The sequence below is a fragment of the Alteribacillus sp. JSM 102045 genome (assembly GCF_041949975.1).
Classification (GTDB): domain Bacteria; phylum Bacillota; class Bacilli; order Bacillales; family Marinococcaceae; genus Alteribacillus.
In genome coordinates this window covers 1-18,361 of the sequence record NZ_JBHFQG010000012.1, presented here as the reverse complement: position 1 = coordinate 18,361, position 18,361 = coordinate 1, and the positions used below count along the sequence as shown (strand labels likewise).

The window sequence follows — 18,361 nt, the reverse complement described above, 5'->3', positions numbered from 1 at the left end:
TTGAATGAAAAAAGGCTGACAACTGTGGGAAAGGCATCTAGTATGAAAGAAACCGAAATGTTGTATAACACACTTTCCAATCCTTTTTCTAGCTTATTCACCAATGACTTTTCCGTTTTCCTGCATGCATGTATTGATAAAAACATCAAACACTAAAAGATAGGAGGGTCTTTTTGCGCGAGCTTCAAGATAATCATTTAACAAGTAATCAATACCAATTTATTATTCATTCATTGAAGAGAAAGCCATACAAGAGGGAATCCGTTCGGAGCCACATGGAACTGGCGACTCCCATGAAATATCTTTAAGTGCAGTCTGCAATAGCAAAAATGCTTGGAGAAACAATGAATGCTGGTATGAAGATGTCCCGGAATAAAATACTCTTATCTATTAATAAAGGCACCATGGAAATGTCCATCGTGCCTTTTGTTTATTTCTTTAATACCGTTTTTATGCTTTCTTCTAAAATATTCAAACCTTTTTCTAAGGCTTCATCTTTAATGTTGAGGGGCGGCATGACTTTTACGACTTCATCATTAATCCCTGCCGTTTCAAGGATCAATCCATTTTCAAAGGCTTTGCAGCAAATATCACTTCCCATCCCTTCCACGGTGCAGGCCAATCCTTTCATGAGGCCTCTGCCGCGCACTTCTCCTTTCAGTTCTGGATGGATGCTTACCAGCTTTTCTAACCGTTCCTGAACCGTGTTTCCTTTACGTTTTACTTCTTTTATTAACGTATCATCTTCCCAGAAGTGTAATGCCTCAGCTGCTGTCACAAACGCTAAATTGTTCCCTCGAAATGTACCATTATGCTCGCCAGGTTCCCAAATATCGTGTTCTGGTTTCATTAAGGTGATCGCAAATGGAAGACCGTATCCACCTATAGATTTAGATAAACAGATGATATCTGGTTCAATTCCTGCTGGTTCAAAACTAAAGAATGATCCTGTTCGACCCACACCTGCTTGTATATCATCAATAATTAAGAAAATGTCAAACTTCCGGCACAGCTCTTCCACTCTTTTAAGCCATTCAAAGCTGGCTACATTAATACCGCCTTCTCCTTGAACTGTCTCTAAAATGATAGCCGCCGGCTTAGATACCCCGCTCCCATTGTCTTCTAAAAACTGTTCCATATACTTTACTGAATCCGCTCCATCTTTTAAAAAATTGTCATAGGGCATAACGACTGCATGATGAAGCGGGATACCGGCTCCGTGACGTTTAAATTGGTTTCCTGTTATAGAAAGAGCTCCTAATGTCATACCATGAAATGCATTGGTAAAACTCATTATTGTTTCGCGTCCGGTAATCTTGCGTGCTAATTTTAAGGCTCCTTCGACAGCGTTTGTCCCAGTCGGCCCCGGAAACATCATTTTGTAAGCCATGTTCCTGGGTTTAAGAATAATATGTTGAAGCTGTTTGATAAATTCTTCCTTTGCTTCTGTTGCCATATCGAGGCCATGAGTGACCCCATCTTTGTTAACATACTCTAACAGTTTTTCTTTCATTTTAGGATGATTATGACCATAATTTAATGCCCCAGCTCCTGCAAAAAAATCAATAAATTTGTTTCCTTCCTTATCCCATAAATATTCTCCTTGTGCTTTAGAAAAAATAGTTGGAAAACTGCGGCAGTAGCTGCGAACTTCCGATTCATGCTCGTTAAAAATGTTTAAGTCTGCGCTTATCTGTATACTCATCATTTTTCTCCTTTTCTTATTTATTTTAATGAATAGGACTAATTTTGTATGTCTGTTCCGCTTCGTGATCTTTACCTGGAAAGACTTCAGGTGGAATTCGCATTGTTTTTTTCATATCTGCTCCCAGCTGTTTAGCGAGCTTTTGAAAAAGTCCGTAAGAAGCTTTGTTAGAAGGTGAGATGGTTGTTTGAATGGCTCTAATATCTGCACATTCGTCACATTCTAGAAGCTTTTGCAGAAGTTTAGAGGCAAGTCCTTCTCCACGCTGGGACTTTGCTACAGCTACCTGCCAGACAAATAAAATCTCTCTATGTTCTGGATGCCGAAAACCAGAAACAAAGCCTACGATTTCACCCTCATTTTCAGCTACTAAGCATGTATCTTTAAAATACTCACAAAAAATTAAGTAGTAATAAGCAGAATTTAAATCCAACACATCAATTTCCTGAATAAGCTTCCAAATATTTTTGCCATCTTCCATCTTAGGATGTCGGTACGTTATTGTTTTTACCGGCGCCAGTTCCATCGCCTCCATAAACTATTTATTGGTTTAATATTTGTAAAAAACAAACACTTATAAGTAAAATCTCTCCCCAATTTTTGAAATTTCTACAAAGAAGGGATTTTAAAGAGGGTAATGGTCAGATGGGAATAGTTGTAGAAATATGGCAGTGCTCTGTGGGGAATGTAAATCGTATTAAAAAGGTTGCAAAGCGAGTTAAAGTAGGATAAATTATTCCAAAGAAAGCGATCATAAAATCATTACCTGGCGCTAAGCTCACAAAGAACAAAAGCGCAAGCGCCCTGATCAGCCTCGACAGGTAAATGTTCTTCAGTCATGAAAGGCGCTCTTACTTCCACAGGATGTGGTGACTTCTGCGTTGCACTTTCGTCGCCAAAAACGCCACGTCCTGTGGCATTGGCGACATTAGCACGTCCTGTGACAACGTCGAACTGGCTTGCACAGGATGTGCTGACTTTTGCGTTGCGAACACGATGTTCGCGATTCTAGCAAAAGTTCCTTAAACCTTCTTGGGCCTCCGAGAGGCTGGGCGCTAAAGCTAGACGCGGATCAAACAATATGGAGATAGTTATCCACAACTTGTAATAAACAATAAAAAAACCGATGATGAATCACAGGTTAATTAAATATTCTTTTCCACCAGGGTTTTTTCTCTGTTTTTGTTTTTTGGTCTTCTTTTTTTGTTTCTATAAAAATAGATTCTTTATCTACAGCGTAATCTTTAGCTAGAACGAGACCAATGTCTGTTTTGTTATCCATATTGGTCACGCGCTTTGCGTGCACTCCATACTTGCTGGCTATTTTGGTGTAAGGAGATAAAGCCGTATATCCCAACTTCCCGTTCACCACCATAACCACGTCGGAGTGAGATTGGAGCACATCTTCTACCTCTGAATATGTTCCTTTTTCCATTACTTGCTCTTTTGTAAGCGCCAAAAGAATACGCTCTCGGTACATCCCAAGAAATCTCCTTTTTTCATCCGGCTTTGTTTCTTTTGGCCCGTAGATTCCTTGTTCAATATAATCGTTAACATCTTTGCCGGCCATCGTTTTCATACTTCCTTTCTGTGCAATTACCATATCAATATGTATTATTTACGCTAAAACCAATTGGCAAACTTCAAAATGAACATAGTTAAAACTGCACTAGTGAGAATCCAGCTGTGCTTTAATAATGAACTGTTCGATTGATTATTCTCCATGGAAATTCGAAGCGATTTGGCAGTTAAACCTAAGAAAGCTCCAATGACTAACCAGAGAACAAACACGGCAATGGTCCACCAGGATAGCCATTCCTGAATGAGAAACAAACCGGTTATTATTGAACCTATTATGCCGGCATGAGCAAAGTGAATGATCGGCCGGTAAATTTTTTTAATAAATAATAGATTCTCCCCTTCCATTCCTTTTAAAAAGAAAGGCAAAGGTATCATAAGAAAAAAAGACAGGGCCATTATCCAATGAATAATATAACTGGTAATATCAATCCACATAAACAATCTCCTTTCCATAGGAAGTATATCAAAACCCGGATTATTTTTATATTATAGAAAACGATTTTAATCCTGCTTTTTTTCTAGTTCTATGATAAAATATCGATGAGATTCAGCAAATGAGGTGAATCAGATGCCTTCTGATATGTTCATGTGGTTTATTGTTTTCTGGTCTGTTTTTCTTACGGTCATTATGTTTATTGGTGGATATTTTATGTTTCGAAAGTTTTTAAAGAGGTTTCCCAAAGAAGATGGTAAATCTATTTTAGATTGGCAGGATTATTATCTTGAAAAAACCATTCACCTGTGGCCGCAGGAAAAAAAAGATCTGCTAGAGGAATTAGTAGAACCCGTGCCTGAGCTGTTCAGAGATACGGCTCGTGAAAAAATTGCCGGCAAAATTGGAGAACTGGCACTAGAAGAAAACGCAAACCTGATTAATGAAGATCTGTTAATACGCGGTTATATTATCGCTACTCCAAAAAGAGATCACAAATTTTTAAGAAAAAAATTAAAGGAAAAGGAAATTGATGTCGCTCCTTACGAACATTTATTTACTTAAAAAAGGCTGCCCAAATCGGTAATCGATGGACAGCCTTTTTAAAATTAAGGCCGAAACGCAATGGCAGTATTTTTATCTTCCAGCCTCATTTGTCTTTCCATTTTCTTATAAGTAACGAGCATAAATATCCGCCACGGAATAATCATGCCATATGCCAAAATAAAAAACATGGCTCCTAATTCTTCTATGTTTATTGCATCACCGATTATTAGTTTAAATAGAATTCTTGCGATCAAGAGGCCGAATAAAATAAAAACAAAAGCTTTGGAACGCTTCATATAGATATGTTGATCTCTAATTTCAAAGCTTGACGTCTTAATTAGCAGCAATGAAAAAATAAGGCCGACCGATAATGCTTCAATCGTCTGTGAAAAAGTAATATGGGTTGGTTCATATAAAAACATTAGAAATCCTGTCGACATAAATAAAGGTGGTAAAATAATTTTCTTTACGGAGGCCGGTTTTTTTATCGCTTTCATTCGAATAAATATAGCGATTGTAGCCATGAATGCGGCACCAATTGTAGTAACAATTAACATGCTGTTCATTTCTTCCAACTCCCCTCCCTGCATGTTATCATATGCTGCTATTGCAGGGACGCTCATTAAAAACATTACTTCTATCATACAACGTAAAAGAGAATGCATGCAAACAGGAATTAAGAAGTTGAAAACATCCTATACGATAGACGAGCAAAATGCGGCAATATGGAAGTCATTAAGTGAACGAGATGTTTTCAAATGAAAAGACTGCTTCAAAACGGTAAAGTGTAAAAAGCTTTATTGCTCTACACTTCCTTTTGAAACAGCCTCTTCCTTACTTTTTATCCTGTTGCTTTTGCATAGCTTTCATCATTTGATTTATTTTCTTCTGCGATGGGTTTTGTCCCATTTGCATCATCATTACCCGGAGCATTTGCTCATTGATTGGCGGGTTTTTCTTTAAATAATTCATCATTGTTTTTCGTGCAATAAAAAATCCTAATGCAGCACCCGCCAATAGACAAAGCACACCAACGAGTACAAACCAAAGCCAGTCCATTCCTCTTTTATCCTCCTTCTAAAACCATTGAAACAAATATTCTGTAATAATTGCCACGTTTAACCTATATAATTATAACGTATCCTTACTGTCATTAAAAGAGGGGGACAATATTTCTTTATAGAGGTCTTCCAAACAACAGTGGATAAAATGAAAAATCGTAAGCTCTGCGAATTGATATTATAACACAGAGAATACTTTTAATGGCTTTAACCAGCCATATGCTTCTTTCTCGAAATTCACGGCGAATACATAGGGCGACAGGTTTTTTATACAATCAAACACTTCCCACTCCTGTTTTGAGTTTCCCGCGTGATGAAAATAGATGTACCTTTCCGTGACATACAGATTGTTGTTCGATTTTTCAGAATAATAAGAATATCCTTCTTTCGTCTTTTCTTCGTTATAACCTAATTCTTGCAGGTAACATGACAGGGAGTTATTCCAATGAACAGGCAATACAGCGTCTGTAATATAACGTATTTGTTTTTCTAAAACTGGACGAGCCCACTCATATGCACGATTGTAATCTAGAAACAAACGAAATAACTTGTCCTCTGATTGGTAATATTGGAGAGCTACTTCTTTTGTAATAATAACCATTTGATACCGGGTCATGTGTTTTTCTCCCCCCTTCACTGCTTTAATTTTATAATAACTTATAACAAGTAAAAGTGCTGTCATTTTCTGAAAATAAATAATACTGATTTTGTCGAATAAAAAATAGATAACATAGATATAGAAGAGTTTCTTCTACACTGCATCTTTGGAACTATATCTATGTGAGAACTACCTGAATGTACCATAATTAATATTTAAAAAACGCTCCGTAAAAGAGCACTATAACGTGTCTCTTTAACGAAGCGTTTGGTTTTATTATTCATCTAATAAAGATTTAGCTTTGGCTACTGCATTTTCTACTGTAAACCCGTATTCCTTAACAATTTTATCTCCAGGAGCAGAGGCGCCAAAACAGTCAATTCCTAAAACTGCTCCTTTATAACCAACATATTTATGCCAGCCGTGGGAAGCTCCCATTTCTAACGCTAAAGCTGGCACTCCATCTGGAAGAACTTCTTCTTGATAAGCTGCATCTTGTTCATCAAATGCTTTCCAGTTCGGCATGCTGACTACATTCGCTTTGATTCCCTCTTTCTCTAATTCTTGTCTTGTTTCAATAGCGAGTGACACCTCAGACCCTGTTGCTAATAGCAGGATGTCTGGACGTTTAGCTGATTCTGCAAGAACATACGCCCCTTTATTTACTCCTTCTTCTGCTTTTTCTGCAGTACCAGACAGGGTTGGAAGACCTTGACGGGTCAATACTAGAGCCGTTGGTGTATTTTCGCTCTCTAGTGCTGCTTTCCAAGCTGCTGTTGTTTCATTTGCATCAGCCGGACGAATAACATTTAAGTTAGGGATAGCCCGTAAAGATGTTGTTTGTTCAATTGGTTCATGAGTTGGACCGTCTTCACCAACGGCAATGCTGTCATGAGTAAACACATAAGTAACAGGCAGTTCCATTAAAGCACTTAAACGCAGAGCCGGACGCAAATAATCAGAAAACACGAGGAAGGTAGAAACATAAGGATGGACACCCCCGTGCAGTTTTAAGCCGTTTCCTGCAGCTGCCATCGCAAACTCACGTACACCAAACCAAATGTTTCTTCCTTTATAATTATCACGGCTGAAGTCTGTTTCTTCCTTGATTAGTGTTTTATTAGAGGAAGCAAGGTCAGCTGATCCGCCAAATAAAGACGGTACTGCTTTTGAGATAGCTTGAAGTACTTCACCAGATGCTGCTCTTGTCGCCAGCTTTTCTTCAGTATATACAGGAAGGTCTTTTTCCCATTCAGCCGGCAGTTCTCCTTTTACAGCACGAATAAATTGTTCAGCTAGTTCAGGATATTTTTCTTTATACGTTTCTAATTTGTCATTCCATTCTTGTTCATTGCGGGCACCTTCTGCTTTTCTTTTAGCAAAATGTTCCATAACCTCCGCAGGAACATGAAAATCTTCTTCAAACTCCCATTTGTAAGATCCTTTAGCGAGGGTTACTTCGTCTTCACCTAATGGCGCACCGTGTGCGGCATTCGTCCCGCCTTTATTAGGAGACCCAAATCCAATTTCTGTTTTCACTTCTATCATAGAAGGGCGGTCTGTATTTTTTGCTTCTTCAATCGCTTTTTCGATAGCTTCGATATCATTTCCGTCTTCTACTAGAATAGTGTGCCAACCGTAAGCTTCGTAACGTTTTAATACATCTTCGGAAAAAGATTGATGTAAATCTCCGTCAAGAGAAATATCATTAGAGTCATAAAGCACAATGAGCTTTTCAAGCTTTAAGTGCCCCGCAAGCGAAGCGGATTCGGATGAGACTCCTTCCATCAAATCTCCATCTCCGCACAATACATAAGTGTAATGGTCTACTAGTTTAATGTCTTCTTTATTATACACAGCAGCTAAATGGCGTTCTGCCATAGCCATACCTGTTGCCATAGCAAGCCCCTGTCCAAGCGGTCCAGTTGTAGCTTCAACTCCAGGAGTATCGCCATATTCCGGGTGTCCCGGTGTTTTACTGTCCCATTGTCTAAAGTTTTTCAATTCATCCAATGACAAATCATATCCGCTCAAATGAAGGAGACTGTATAATAGCATAGAACCGTGTCCCGCTGATAACACAAAGCGATCGCGGTCAAACCAGTCTGGATTGCCCGGATTATGTTTCATAAATTTGCTCCATAATGTATAAGCCATAGGAGCCGCCCCCATTGGTAACCCCGGGTGGCCGGAATTGGCCTTTTCGATACTGTCAATAGATAATGTTCGGATTGTATTAATGGCTAATTCTTCCACATTTTTAGCTGCCATGTTATTCCCTTCCTTTCCCACAACTCAATATGTATTATTACCTACGTGTTTAATCATAAACGTTCTATCCTGATTGTACAAGGTGGTTATCATGGAATCGTTATGCATATCATTTGCTTCACTTCGTTCATTTAAATAACAACGATAATTTTTCTAGCTGTTATTTATTGGTATAAAATAGATTGTTCGGAAATTTATGAAGCTTTAATGTAAACAGATTGACTTCCTTTTAACCTGATTCTAGTAATTTTCATAACAAAAACCTGATGGAAAATTAACTTAACCACCAGGTTCCATTTCTACTATATAAATCTATTGGCGAAAGTTCGAATTGTTACTTTTCGTTTTAACGACTTTGTCGGGAGTGACATCCTTGCCGTTTGGATCAACTACTTTAACAGACTGCAGCTGACTTTTGAATGAGGATCGAAATTTAGATAAATATTCTTGTCGTAACTGCTGTTGTTCTTTTTCTTCATTTTCCGTTAAACCAGTGGTTTTAGAACGGTTAGCCAGCTCATTAATACGTGCAATCTTCTCTTGAGAAAGCATAAATGTATAATAACCTCCCTGGTATTCCGCTTTTTTAACTTGTCTTCTAATCTATATGATCTATTTTTATTTTGCAAACCTCACTGCAGTCGATGAGAGGGCATTCAACATTCTCAAATACGTTATTTTCAAACAAAGAAAGAATTACTCCGAATTTTTCAGGCTCTCTATATGTTCTTTGTACCTTCTATGTACAGTAGCTTTAGAAACATCGTATCCAAAACCACGCAAGGTAGCCGCTATATCACGAAACGTCAGTTCGAGTTTTCTGAGCCGGACGATTTCATCTATCGGCGCTTTTTTCTTTTTTCTTCCGCCCTGTTGGAGGTCCGAGAGGTTTTTTTCAGGTTTAAAACCGTTTTCTATTGCTTGTTTCATTCCTCTTTTTATTTTTAAATTATGAAGTTTTCTTTGATGTTCTTCCACCATCGACAAAATATCCATCAACATATTATCGGTTTCAGATAACTCAAGAATTCCTTCGTCTTTTACCGTATAAATGGGGACATTTAATTTAAATAATTGATGAAGCAAAGCAACTTTTGCATTTCCCCGCCCCAGTCTCGTATCATCCTGCACACATAATACTTCGGCTTTTTGTGAGCTCAACAGATCCAATACTTCAAGAAGCCCTTCTCGCTCAATGGAATATCCGCTCGCTTCTTCTGTAATAATTTTAGTAATTGTAAATTCTTTTGCCTTCGATAAACGGGTTAGCTCCTCCTGCTGTCTTGTTAAGGAAGACTGCTGTGATTTTTTGTTCGTGCTTACCCGGCAATAAATGATGCAGCTTTTCAAAATATTTTCTCTCCTTCATTTGTTCAGCCTCTCATATAGTCAGCGTCCATTTTCGATCCATGTATAGGTTAGCACATCCTCTTCTTGTCCATCCATACTGTCTACATACATGCTTTTTTCTTCTTCAGGAGCAGTTAATTGCACAGTTAAGACAAGAGAAATAATAGAAATGATAAAAAGAATTAAAATAGCCCATTCCTGACTGCTTAACTTCTTCATTTTTAAAATCATTAAATACCCTCCGATAAATAAGAATGTATGTTCCCGTTACGAATTAGTATATAGAGAACTTTTGTTCCCGTCAAGATAAGATTAGAACGAGTGTTTGCGTACATATGTTTTCCATGCTATACTGTTTATATGAAAAAAATAGAAATAGAGGTGCTGACCCGATGCCCAAACTATCGAAACGCCAGCAGCAAATTTTAGATTATATAAAAGAAGAAGTCAGGCAAAAAGGCTATCCTCCTTCCGTTCGTGAAATAGGCGAAGCTGTAGGGCTCGCATCAAGTTCGACTGTACACGGTCATCTCTCAAGGCTTGAAAATAAAGGATTAATACGCCGAGACCCGACAAAACCGAGAGCAATTGAAGTTTTAGAACTAGAAGACGTTCAACCGCAAATCTCAGAAAGCAATGCTGTTTATGTTCCTGTTTTGGGGAAAGTTACAGCGGGTGAACCTATTACCGCTGTTGAAAACATTGAAGAGTATATCCCCTTACCAGAGCGTATGGTTTCTGATGAGAAAGTATTCATATTAACTATTCAAGGAGATAGTATGATTGAGGCTGGTATTTATGACGGAGACCTAGTAGTGGTAAGACACCAGCAAACTGCGGACAACGGGGATATTATCGTAGCGATGACAGAAGAGTTAGAAGCGACTGTCAAACGTTTTTATAAAGAAGATAATTTCATTCGCCTGCAGCCGGAAAATGCTGCTATGGAACCTATTATTTTAGACAATTGCACTATTCTAGGAAAAGTTACTGGAGTATTTCGAACACTGCATTAATTTTGTACTTATTTAAATAGTTTACCCGGCTGCTGATATACAGCATGAGCCGGGTATTTTTTCGTTCTTGGAGACTGCGAATGAATCTGCAAGTTACGGTCGATCTATCCCTCCCCTTAAACCTTACCTCCCTAATAATCTATGTTATCTTTGACGAGCTGTTTAAACATTTAATGGTACACGGTATCATCATAAATTTTTTTCATTTTTCATTGATATATAATCATGATGAGGAGCCTTATTTCTTGCTGAAAGATGTATTTATGAAAAAGGAGCATAATGGATTCAGTTACAGAACACCTAAAAAACCCTTGATAACAGCGAGGTCATCAAGGGGTTTATGGATCTTATTAATATGTGGAAAGGAATTGTTCTCTTTCCCAAGGATGTACTTGAGAGCGAAACATATCCCATTCGATTTCTTTTGCTTCTGCAAAATGCTCAATTGCATGAGGTCCGATAGCGTTGACAAGCACTTCATCTTTCAAAAGGCTGTCCAATGCTTGTTTTAGGTCAGCAGGAAGATCTTTAATACCTTCTTCTTCACGCTCTTCTTTGCTCATCACATAGATGTTACGATCCGTTGGCTCTGGAGCGTTCAGTTTTCTCTTTATGCCATCGAGACCTGCAGCTAGCATAGCTGCCATAGCAAGGTAAGGGTTAGCAGAAGGGTCTGGACTTCTTACTTCTACACGTGTGCTTAATCCTCTAGAAGAAGGAATACGCACAAGCGGACTTCTGTTTCGAAGCGACCATGCTACATATACTGGTGCTTCAAATCCTGGAACAAGACGCTTATAAGAGTTAACAATCGGATTAGTCAATGCAGTGAAAGCCTGGGCATGCTCAAGAATACCTCCTAAGAACTGCATTGCTGTTTCACTCAATTGAGAATCTGTCTTTTCATCATAGAACGTGTTCTCTTTTCCTTTGAACAAGGACATATTACAGTGCATACCAGAACCATTTACTCCAAATAACGGCTTTGGCATAAATGTTGCGTGCAACCCGTGTTTTCTTGCAATTGTTTTTACAACAAGCTTAAAGGTTTGAATGTTATCACAAGTAGTTACAGCGTCCGCGTATTCAAAGTCGATTTCATGCTGCCCAGGAGCAACTTCGTGGTGAGAAGCTTCAATTTCAAAGCCCATGTCTTCAAGCTCAAGCACAATATCGCGACGGCAGTTTTCACCGAGGTCTGTTGGAGCAAGGTCAAAATAGCCGCCTTTATCATTAAGCTCCATGGTAGGCTCGCCTTTTTCATCATTTTTAAAAAGGAAGAACTCTGGCTCTGGACCAATGTTGAAAGCAGTGAAGCCCATTTCTTCTGCTTCTTTTAATACACGCTTCAAGATTCCGCGAGGGTCACCGGCGAATGGTTTTGGGTCTCCTCCTACTTCCCCTGGCTCATATATGTCACAAATAAGACGAGCTACTTTCCCTTTTTCCGGAGTCCAAGGGAATACTACCCATGTATCTAAATCAGGGTATAAGTACATATCAGATTCTTCAATTCTTACAAAACCTTCAATGGAAGAACCATCAAACATCATTTTGTTATCCAATGCTTTAGAAAGTTGATCAACTGGAATTTCTACATTTTTAATAATTCCTTGAAGGTCCGTAAATTGCAGACGAATAAATTTAACGTTTTCTTCTTCAGCCATTCTTGTAATGTCTTCTCTAGTGTACTTGGTGGCCATGTGGTGAGTCTCCTCTCTTCGTTTCAAAAAAATTAGTATGAAATCTTTTGTCCTTGAGACAAAAGGAAATCACCTGATCAATGGAAAAACCTTGACAATTGTCCTTGAATCATAGAAGTTCTGCCTTGCCTTCCTGCTGCCATCACTTCATGTTTCAAATGACGGCGAAGTTCTTTATCACTCATACTTTCTGTGTTCTTAAGAGCAGGCTTAGGCTTTTCTTCTTCATGCTGCGAGCGTAATTCAAAAATTTCTTTAATTCCAGATAAATTTACGCCTCGTTCGATGAGTGCCTTAATTTCTAACAGCCTGTCTACGTCATTAAAAGAAAACAGTCGTTGATTGCCTTCGGTTCTTGCCGGATATACAAGACCGTGTTCTTCATAATAACGAATTTGGCGTGCGGACAATTCTGTCAGCTTTTTCACAATGCTAATAGGAAATAAAGGCATGTTGCGCCGGATATTATCGTTCACCTGGCCGCCTCCTTCCTTAAGAAGATATTTTCATCCTACACGATGTTAGGTTTTTCGTCAAGTGCATGTTAACTTTTTTTACATCGAAATTTTCAGAAACGTCGGATGCCTTTATACCTATTACTGTTCATTGCTATGTTGCTCTGGTAGCAAACCTTCTTTCATTAATGCATGCAATGCCTGTTGTACGGCATATTTCACATGGGAAAATGTTAGGCCGCCTTGGATATAAGCCGTATAAGGAGGCCGCAGTGGTCCATCAGCAGATAATTCAATACTAGAGCCTTGTATAAATGCACCAGCAGCCATAATTACTTCATCTTTATATCCTGGCATTGGAGAAGGTTCTGGTATTACCATAGAGTCAACCGGGGATGCTTCCTGAATAGCCTGACAAAACCGGATCATACTTTGTTTGTTTTTAAATGTGACTGCCTGGATAAGATCTGTTCTTGTTTCCAGGCAAGATGGAAATGTTTCTAGTCCAGCTTCTTCAAGTAAAGCAGCCGTATAAAAAGCACCTTTCAACGCTTGTGAAACAATATGAGGAGCCAAAAACAACCCTTGATACATTTCAAGCAGGCTGTTTAATGTTGCTCCACCTTCTAATCCTATACCTGGAGCGGCAAACCTTGAAGCTGCCTGGTCTACATATTGCTTTCTGCCTGCTATGTAACCGCCTGTTCGAACCAATCCGCCTCCCGGGTTTTTTATTAATGACCCAGCTAACAAATCAGCACCTAGATGCCCCGGTTCTGTTTTCTCAACAAATTCTCCATAGCAATTATCTACAAATATGATTAGGTCTTTTCGGTATGCTCTAATTTCATTTATTATTTTCTGCATTTTCTCCATCGAAACAGAAGGACGGGACGCATAACCTTTGGAACGCTGCAATGCCACCACTCTTGTTTCTGGATAAACACGGTCGAGGATAGCTTTGCTGTCCGGATATCCTTCTGAATCCAAGGGAGCAATATCACAAGCAATACCGTAATCCTTCATGGACCCTCGTTTATTTTCAGACAGGCCGATTGCTGTTTGGAGCGTATCATAGGGCATTCCTGCGTATACCAACCGCTCTTTAGGCCTTAATACTCCAAATAGTGCTGCAGTGATGGCATGGGTTCCAGATATAAACTGGTGCCTGACCATCGCTTTTTCGGTACCAAATACTTTAGCATATATTCGGTCAAGTGTTTCGCGGCCTGTATCATCATAACCATATCCAGTGGAAGGATTAAAATGAAAGGACGAAACACCTTCTTCTTTAAAAATGTTTAAAACCTTTGCCTGATTCCAATCAGCCGTTTCTTCCGCCTGTTTTATCATTGGCTGTATTTTAGTTTCTGCTTGTTCGGCTAATTTTATTAATTCTTTCTTGTCATGCCAAGGTGCAGACATTTTTTCCCAACTTTCTACATGTTTGCTTCATATTTTTTTATGGTTCCGTTTACTGGATGATTCGGGAGCACATATCCTTTGAAATCAAAACTATTTTCTTCTTCGAGCAGCTTCTCGTTTTTAATCAGCGTATATCTTTGGATATCTGAAAGACTTTTACCATCTTGCGCTGGAATTTTCACATGAAAGTAATTCATTTGCTGTTTTAATGTTTCTTCCATAATTATTCGCAGTTCTTGAATGTCGCTTTCATTGAAAGCTGATATAAAAATGGACGGCTGGTCAGATCTTGTTAAAGCAGTTGGTTCCTGTACTTGGTCTCTTTTGTTAAATACCGTAATAGAAGGAATTGAAATTGCTTCTAGTTCACTCAAAAGCTTGTCCACCGTCTCCATCTGTTCATGGGCTTCCGGGTGGGAAGCATCGACTACATGAAGGAGGATGTCTGCTTCTTTTACTTCTTCAAGTGTGGAACGAAAGGCTGCAATTAACGTTGTCGGTAAGTCCTGTATAAACCCTACCGTATCTGTGAGCAATGCTTGATAACCAGTTGGAAGTTCAATTTGTCTAGTAAGCGGGTCAAGTGTAGCAAATAATAAATCTTCTTGAAACGTATCAGCACCTGATAATCTACTTAAAAGTGTCGACTTTCCTGCGTTTGTATAACCGACCAAAGCAAATTGAACTGCATTGTTTTTGCGGCGCTGTTTACGGTAACTTTCTCTATGTGCTTGAACATCTGCAAGCTGCTTTTTTAAGTCATCCATTCGTTTTTGAATATGGCGCCGGTCTGTTTCAAGCTTTGTCTCCCCTGGACCTCTTGTTCCGATACCGCCTCCGAGACGGGAAAGGACTTGACCTTGTCCAGATAATCGCGGCAAAAGATACATAAGCTGAGCTAGTTCTACTTGGATCTTACCTTCTTTCGTTTGAGCACGCGAGGCAAAAATATCAAGTATGATTTGTGTGCGGTCGATGACTCTGGCATTTATTTCATCATCTAAATTTCGGACCTGGCCTGGTGACAATTCATCATTGAACACAATTGAATCTGCCTCTTTTTCTTCTGCTGTAATAGAAAGCTCCGAAACTTTACCTTTTCCAATATAGGTAGCTGGATGCGGACGCTCCCTTGTCTGCACCATCTCCTCCACTACTTCTCCGTCTGCTGTATGAACAAGTGCTCTTAATTCTTCCATAAGCATTTGGAATGATTCTTCTTTTTGGTCTTGTAAACGACAGCCTACAATAATCACTTTTTCTTTCATAGATGCACCTCTTTTCAGCCCTCTTCTATTATAAAGTCCCCAATTTCTAATGTCATGAGCGTTTGTTTATCTAATTTTTGTTGTTCTAATACTCGAACAGCATGCCGTCTTATCATCCTCTCAATGAGATTGCGGACGTACCTGCCATTATGACTTTTTTCATTAAAGTAAGTAACTTTATTAAAATGGGCTTTCATTTTTTCAATTAGTTCTTGTGTACATTGATATTCCTTTTCTTTAGTCATTCTTTTAAATAGTTCAAGCATTTGAGCACCTGTGAAATCATGAAACTGCAACGTATTTGGAAACCTTGACGGGAGACCAGGATTTAATTTTAAAAATCGCTTCATTTCATCGGGATACCCTGCAAGAATGAGAATAAACTTATGTTGATGATCTTCCATTGCTTTTACCAGCGTATCTACTGCTTCACGTCCAAAATCCTTTTCCCCGCCTCTTGCAAGGGAATAAGCTTCATCAATAAACAGAATGCCTCCTTCGGCCTTTTTTATTAAGTCTCTTGTTTTTTGTGCCGTCTGTCCAATATACTCACCAACCAGGTCCGCTCTCTCCGCTTCAATAAAATGTCCTTTTTCAATGACCTTCATTTCTTTTAACATATCAGCCATTATTCTGGCTACGGTGGTTTTACCGGTTCCCGGATTTCCAATAAAAAGCATGTGAAGGTTTTGCTGCGTAGGCTGCAGTTCAACATTTTCTCTGCATTGGTTTACATAAACAAGCGCATACATTTCCCGCACAAACTCTTTTACATTTTTCATCCCTATCATCGTATCCAGACTTTTCTCTGCCTTTAGAAGCGGGTAATGCTGTTCGGATGAAAGTGTGTTTTTTTGGGTTTTATGAGAAGCCCCCTTTTGTGCTGAATTTATAGTGATTTGAATTTTATCTCGGCCTTTTGTTTGTATCATCACGAACAATCCCCTCTCTTCTTGCAAATATAAAGCGGGCGTTTACCTATACTATACGCAAAAAAAGCTGATTGGTGATTCGTACGTTTGCTATAATCGAAAGTAAGTTCTTATCTTGTGCCGCGAAAGGGTGATTGATATGACTGGGCCAGCTTTTCAGCTTCCGCAAGATGCGGAACGTTTTCTGGACAGCCTTACAGCAAAACAACGAAAAGGGAGTACCATTAATAGATATAGATATGATTTGGCCGATTTTTTTCGGTACCTTTCTGTTACAGAAGGGGAAGAAAAAGTTCACCAAGCAATGGGCATTACCCCTCATATGGTAGAAGAGTATTTTTATTTTTTAGAAAACCACCGCCACTATTCGCTTCGAACTTTAAAAAGAATTCAAACCGTATTAAAACGATTTTTTTCTTATTTATACAGTTCGGGTAGAATACATATTAATCCAATGGCTTCTCTTGATTTAGATGAATCGATTTGGAACAAGTTAGCAAAAGAAGAACTCCTTACGCGTTATGAAGAAAAAAAACTGCTTGGGTCTCTTTCGTCTGATGCAGGGCTGTCCCCAAAACAGGCAGCAGCACGACCTCTGCTCGCCCCTCGTAACTTATTGATCATTACCCTCTTCTTGCATTATGGCCTAAGACTGCAAGAAATAGCGCTTTTGAAGACCGCTCACATTAATCAAGGAAAAGGAGAAATAACCATACCAGAAGAAACAGGCAACCCCCGTACTATTTCATTATCTAAAAAAGATAAAAATCTTCTTTATCACTATATCAAGGTTATTCCAGAACCGGTTCGCCCTAAAAGGCCCGCAGATCCTTTTTTAGTAGCTTTTGATTTTCAGCGTCAAACCTACCGCTGGAGTTATGAAACAGATGCACCGAAAAATTTAACGGAAATTGCGATTCAAAAAATGATTCGAGAAGAACGAAATCGTGCTGGATTGGACCGGGCCGTTTCAGCTCGACACTTTCGGAATACCTTTATCGTTCGCTCTCTTCAACAAGGTCAAACGCCTGAGCAAGTGAAAGATATGCTTGGTCTGCAGACAATTTTAACGTTAAATAAATATATAGATTATGTTGAAAAAGAGCGCAGCACGAAGAAGTCCTGACGTTATTTACTGTAAATCGAGTAGGAGGAGGTGATTAACCTCCGTCCTCTCACACCACCGTACGTACGGATCCGCATACGGCGGTTTCTCTAAGATTGACGTAAGAATTGATATCTAGTAAACAGATCACGCAACCCTAAACGGCTCCAGTAGGAGTTGTTTTAGGGTTCTTTGTAGTATTGGACTGGCTGAAATTCTCCAATAGGCCTTCCTGGAATTCGCCCATTCATGCGCTTTCCCTTTGGGAACTCCGAGGCGAATCAAGTTCTTCTTACGTGTACGCGGCCATTTCCATTCTTTCCATAGACACATCCTCAATCGTCTTCGTATCCATTCATCAAGCGCCTTGAACGTGCTCCTCGTGTCGGCTAAGGCGAAGTACCCGCACCACCCAACTAGCTTTTCCTTTATATAGCTTCTTAAAATGCTTTTAATTTCTTCCGTTAATGCTCTCTTTCTCCCTCTTCTCTTTTTATAAGTAGGCGGCTTCATGATCTCTTCTGTAATCGGTAGATTACGAACATCCTCCGTCTTACTTTTCTCATATTCTTTTATATATTTACTAACTGTATTTCTAGATTTCTTTGTTTTCTTGGCAATCTTTCTCCTGCTCATTCCATTCAAATATAGTTTTATAATCATCTGTTTCTCTTTCAACTTAATCACTCCTGAGATTTCCCCCTAATATGTCATTAGGGTTATTTTCCTCAAAAGTGGCTCAGTTTTCAATTGTCATGGTGGCTCACTTTTAAGTTACTATATACACTTCGTTCTCTTCCTCTCCTGTTCCACCCTCTCAAGGTCCCCCGTGGACTTCACCACTTCCTCCCTTAAGCAGGCTCCGTTCTGGAGTTGTCTGTGTCTTCACAGGAGTCGGCTCCCCGAAGGATC

19 protein-coding genes and 2 pseudogenes are annotated in these 18,361 nt (G+C 39.1%); 3 read left to right on the top strand and 18 right to left on the bottom strand.

Features of this window, described 5'->3' with window-relative positions; translation table 11 throughout:
* Nucleotides 1–430 precede the first annotated feature (430 nt).
* From ectB to ACE1TI_RS10060, 4 genes are all read right to left on the bottom strand, one after another.
* Complete coding sequence (gene ectB, locus ACE1TI_RS10075; RefSeq protein WP_375007449.1) at nt 431–1,705, bottom strand: diaminobutyrate--2-oxoglutarate transaminase; 1,275 nt, start codon at nt 1,703–1,705, stop codon at nt 431–433.
* A 25-nt stretch (nt 1,706–1,730) separates the two neighbouring features.
* Complete coding sequence (gene ectA, locus ACE1TI_RS10070) at nt 1,731–2,231, bottom strand: diaminobutyrate acetyltransferase (protein WP_375007448.1); 501 nt, start codon at nt 2,229–2,231, stop codon at nt 1,731–1,733.
* A 615-nt stretch (nt 2,232–2,846) separates the two neighbouring features.
* Entirely contained in the window at nt 2,847–3,275 is a 429-nt protein-coding gene (locus tag ACE1TI_RS10065) for a YueI family protein (protein ID WP_375007447.1), read from the bottom strand.
* Nucleotides 3,276–3,328: 53 nt separating this feature from the next.
* Nucleotides 3,329–3,721, bottom strand: coding sequence for a hypothetical protein (locus ACE1TI_RS10060; protein ID WP_375007446.1), 393 nt, complete (start codon nt 3,719–3,721; stop codon nt 3,329–3,331).
* Between the two features lie 133 nt (nt 3,722–3,854).
* On the opposite strand from ACE1TI_RS10060, the gene ACE1TI_RS10055 reads away from it, so the two are divergent.
* Nucleotides 3,855–4,283, top strand: a complete 429-nt coding sequence (locus tag ACE1TI_RS10055) for a DUF2621 domain-containing protein (protein WP_375007445.1) — start codon at nt 3,855–3,857, stop codon at nt 4,281–4,283.
* A gap of 44 nt (nt 4,284–4,327) precedes the next feature.
* Here the strand turns inward: ACE1TI_RS10055 and ACE1TI_RS10050 are convergent, their stop codons facing one another.
* The 7 genes from ACE1TI_RS10050 to ACE1TI_RS10020 form a co-directional block, all read right to left on the bottom strand.
* On the bottom strand, nt 4,328–4,831 hold the full coding sequence (locus tag ACE1TI_RS10050) for a CcdC family protein (protein WP_375007520.1): 504 nt from the start codon (nt 4,829–4,831) through the stop codon (nt 4,328–4,330).
* 268 nt (nt 4,832–5,099) lie between these two features.
* Nucleotides 5,100–5,324 carry a YneF family protein gene (locus ACE1TI_RS10045; RefSeq protein WP_026701153.1) on the bottom strand — a complete coding sequence of 75 codons (225 nt, stop codon included), beginning with the start codon at nt 5,322–5,324 and terminating at the stop codon, nt 5,100–5,102.
* Between the two features lie 180 nt (nt 5,325–5,504).
* Nucleotides 5,505–5,942 carry a sporulation inhibitor of replication protein SirA gene (gene sirA / locus ACE1TI_RS10040; protein ID WP_375007444.1) on the bottom strand — a complete coding sequence of 146 codons (438 nt, stop codon included), beginning with the start codon at nt 5,940–5,942 and terminating at the stop codon, nt 5,505–5,507.
* Nucleotides 5,943–6,200: 258 nt separating this feature from the next.
* A complete protein-coding gene (gene tkt / locus ACE1TI_RS10035) occupies nt 6,201–8,195 on the bottom strand; it encodes a transketolase (RefSeq protein ID WP_375007443.1) in 1,995 nt (664 codons plus the stop codon).
* 312 nt (nt 8,196–8,507) lie between these two features.
* Entirely contained in the window at nt 8,508–8,747 is a 240-nt protein-coding gene (locus ACE1TI_RS10030) for a DUF896 domain-containing protein (protein WP_375007442.1), read from the bottom strand.
* A gap of 144 nt (nt 8,748–8,891) precedes the next feature.
* Complete coding sequence (locus tag ACE1TI_RS10025) at nt 8,892–9,545, bottom strand: YneB family resolvase-like protein (protein ID WP_375007441.1); 654 nt, start codon at nt 9,543–9,545, stop codon at nt 8,892–8,894.
* Between the two features lie 39 nt (nt 9,546–9,584).
* A complete protein-coding gene (locus ACE1TI_RS10020; RefSeq protein ID WP_375007440.1) occupies nt 9,585–9,776 on the bottom strand; it encodes a hypothetical protein in 192 nt (63 codons plus the stop codon).
* A gap of 161 nt (nt 9,777–9,937) precedes the next feature.
* Between ACE1TI_RS10020 and lexA the strand changes: the two genes are divergently transcribed.
* Nucleotides 9,938–10,561 carry a transcriptional repressor LexA gene (gene lexA, locus ACE1TI_RS10015; protein WP_375007439.1) on the top strand — a complete coding sequence of 208 codons (624 nt, stop codon included), beginning with the start codon at nt 9,938–9,940 and terminating at the stop codon, nt 10,559–10,561.
* 350 nt (nt 10,562–10,911) lie between these two features.
* Here lexA and glnA read toward each other — a convergent pair whose 3' ends face one another.
* The 5 genes from glnA to ACE1TI_RS09990 all read right to left on the bottom strand — a co-directional run bounded on the left by glnA (nt 10,912) and on the right by ACE1TI_RS09990 (nt 16,344).
* Nucleotides 10,912–12,264: a type I glutamate--ammonia ligase gene (gene glnA / locus ACE1TI_RS10010; protein ID WP_375007438.1), complete on the bottom strand. Its 1,353-nt coding sequence runs from the start codon at nt 12,262–12,264 to the stop codon at nt 10,912–10,914.
* A 77-nt stretch (nt 12,265–12,341) separates the two neighbouring features.
* Nucleotides 12,342–12,740: a MerR family transcriptional regulator gene (locus ACE1TI_RS10005; RefSeq protein WP_375007437.1), complete on the bottom strand. Its 399-nt coding sequence runs from the start codon at nt 12,738–12,740 to the stop codon at nt 12,342–12,344.
* A gap of 120 nt (nt 12,741–12,860) precedes the next feature.
* Nucleotides 12,861–14,144 carry a methionine gamma-lyase family protein gene (locus tag ACE1TI_RS10000; RefSeq protein ID WP_375007436.1) on the bottom strand — a complete coding sequence of 428 codons (1,284 nt, stop codon included), beginning with the start codon at nt 14,142–14,144 and terminating at the stop codon, nt 12,861–12,863.
* 14 nt (nt 14,145–14,158) lie between these two features.
* The gene (gene hflX / locus ACE1TI_RS09995) at nt 14,159–15,412 is read right to left on the bottom strand and encodes a GTPase HflX (protein ID WP_375007435.1); all 1,254 of its coding nucleotides are present in this window, start codon (nt 15,410–15,412) and stop codon (nt 14,159–14,161) included.
* 14 nt (nt 15,413–15,426) lie between these two features.
* A complete protein-coding gene (locus ACE1TI_RS09990; RefSeq protein ID WP_375007434.1) occupies nt 15,427–16,344 on the bottom strand; it encodes an AAA family ATPase in 918 nt (305 codons plus the stop codon).
* A 139-nt stretch (nt 16,345–16,483) separates the two neighbouring features.
* Here ACE1TI_RS09990 and ACE1TI_RS09985 point away from each other — a divergent pair, with 139 nt between their 5' ends.
* The gene (locus ACE1TI_RS09985) at nt 16,484–17,470 is read left to right on the top strand and encodes a tyrosine-type recombinase/integrase (RefSeq protein ID WP_375007433.1); all 987 of its coding nucleotides are present in this window, start codon (nt 16,484–16,486) and stop codon (nt 17,468–17,470) included.
* Between the two features lie 89 nt (nt 17,471–17,559).
* On the opposite strand, the pseudogene ACE1TI_RS09980 reads toward ACE1TI_RS09985, so the two are convergent.
* Both ACE1TI_RS09980 and ACE1TI_RS21905 read right to left on the bottom strand, forming a co-directional pair.
* Nucleotides 17,560–17,869: pseudogene (locus tag ACE1TI_RS09980) on the bottom strand (group II intron maturase-specific domain-containing protein); the annotation flags it as partial.
* Between the two features lie 3 nt (nt 17,870–17,872).
* A pseudogene (locus ACE1TI_RS21905) lies at nt 17,873–18,127 on the bottom strand (helix-turn-helix domain-containing protein); the annotation flags it as partial.
* Nucleotides 18,128–18,361: the final 234 nt, after the last annotated feature.

Excerpts from the sequence above, each read along its gene's own strand:
- ACE1TI_RS10060 (WP_375007446.1), bottom strand. The coding sequence starts at position 3,721 with ATGTGGATTGATATTACCAGTTATATTATTCATTGGATAATGGCCCTG.
- ACE1TI_RS10030 (WP_375007442.1), bottom strand. The coding sequence starts at position 8,747 with ATGCTTTCTCAAGAGAAGATTGCACGTATTAATGAGCTGGCTAACCGT.
- ACE1TI_RS10065 (WP_375007447.1), bottom strand. The coding sequence starts at position 3,275 with ATGGCCGGCAAAGATGTTAACGATTATATTGAACAAGGAATCTACGGG.
- ACE1TI_RS09990 (WP_375007434.1), bottom strand. The coding sequence starts at position 16,344 with ATGATACAAACAAAAGGCCGAGATAAAATTCAAATCACTATAAATTCA.
- ACE1TI_RS10020 (WP_375007440.1), bottom strand. The coding sequence starts at position 9,776 with ATGATTTTAAAAATGAAGAAGTTAAGCAGTCAGGAATGGGCTATTTTA.
- ACE1TI_RS10055 (WP_375007445.1), top strand. The coding sequence starts at position 3,855 with ATGCCTTCTGATATGTTCATGTGGTTTATTGTTTTCTGGTCTGTTTTT.
- sirA (WP_375007444.1), bottom strand. The coding sequence starts at position 5,942 with ATGACCCGGTATCAAATGGTTATTATTACAAAAGAAGTAGCTCTCCAA.
- ACE1TI_RS09985 (WP_375007433.1), top strand. The coding sequence starts at position 16,484 with ATGACTGGGCCAGCTTTTCAGCTTCCGCAAGATGCGGAACGTTTTCTG.
- hflX (WP_375007435.1), bottom strand. The coding sequence starts at position 15,412 with ATGAAAGAAAAAGTGATTATTGTAGGCTGTCGTTTACAAGACCAAAAA.
- ectB (WP_375007449.1), bottom strand. The coding sequence starts at position 1,705 with ATGAGTATACAGATAAGCGCAGACTTAAACATTTTTAACGAGCATGAA.
- lexA (WP_375007439.1), top strand. The coding sequence starts at position 9,938 with ATGCCCAAACTATCGAAACGCCAGCAGCAAATTTTAGATTATATAAAA.
- tkt (WP_375007443.1), bottom strand. The coding sequence starts at position 8,195 with ATGGCAGCTAAAAATGTGGAAGAATTAGCCATTAATACAATCCGAACA.
- glnA (WP_375007438.1), bottom strand. The coding sequence starts at position 12,264 with ATGGCCACCAAGTACACTAGAGAAGACATTACAAGAATGGCTGAAGAA.
- ACE1TI_RS10050 (WP_375007520.1), bottom strand. The coding sequence starts at position 4,831 with ATGAACAGCATGTTAATTGTTACTACAATTGGTGCCGCATTCATGGCT.
- ectA (WP_375007448.1), bottom strand. The coding sequence starts at position 2,231 with ATGGAACTGGCGCCGGTAAAAACAATAACGTACCGACATCCTAAGATG.
- ACE1TI_RS10045 (WP_026701153.1), bottom strand. The coding sequence starts at position 5,324 with ATGGACTGGCTTTGGTTTGTACTCGTTGGTGTGCTTTGTCTATTGGCG.
- ACE1TI_RS10000 (WP_375007436.1), bottom strand. The coding sequence starts at position 14,144 with ATGTCTGCACCTTGGCATGACAAGAAAGAATTAATAAAATTAGCCGAA.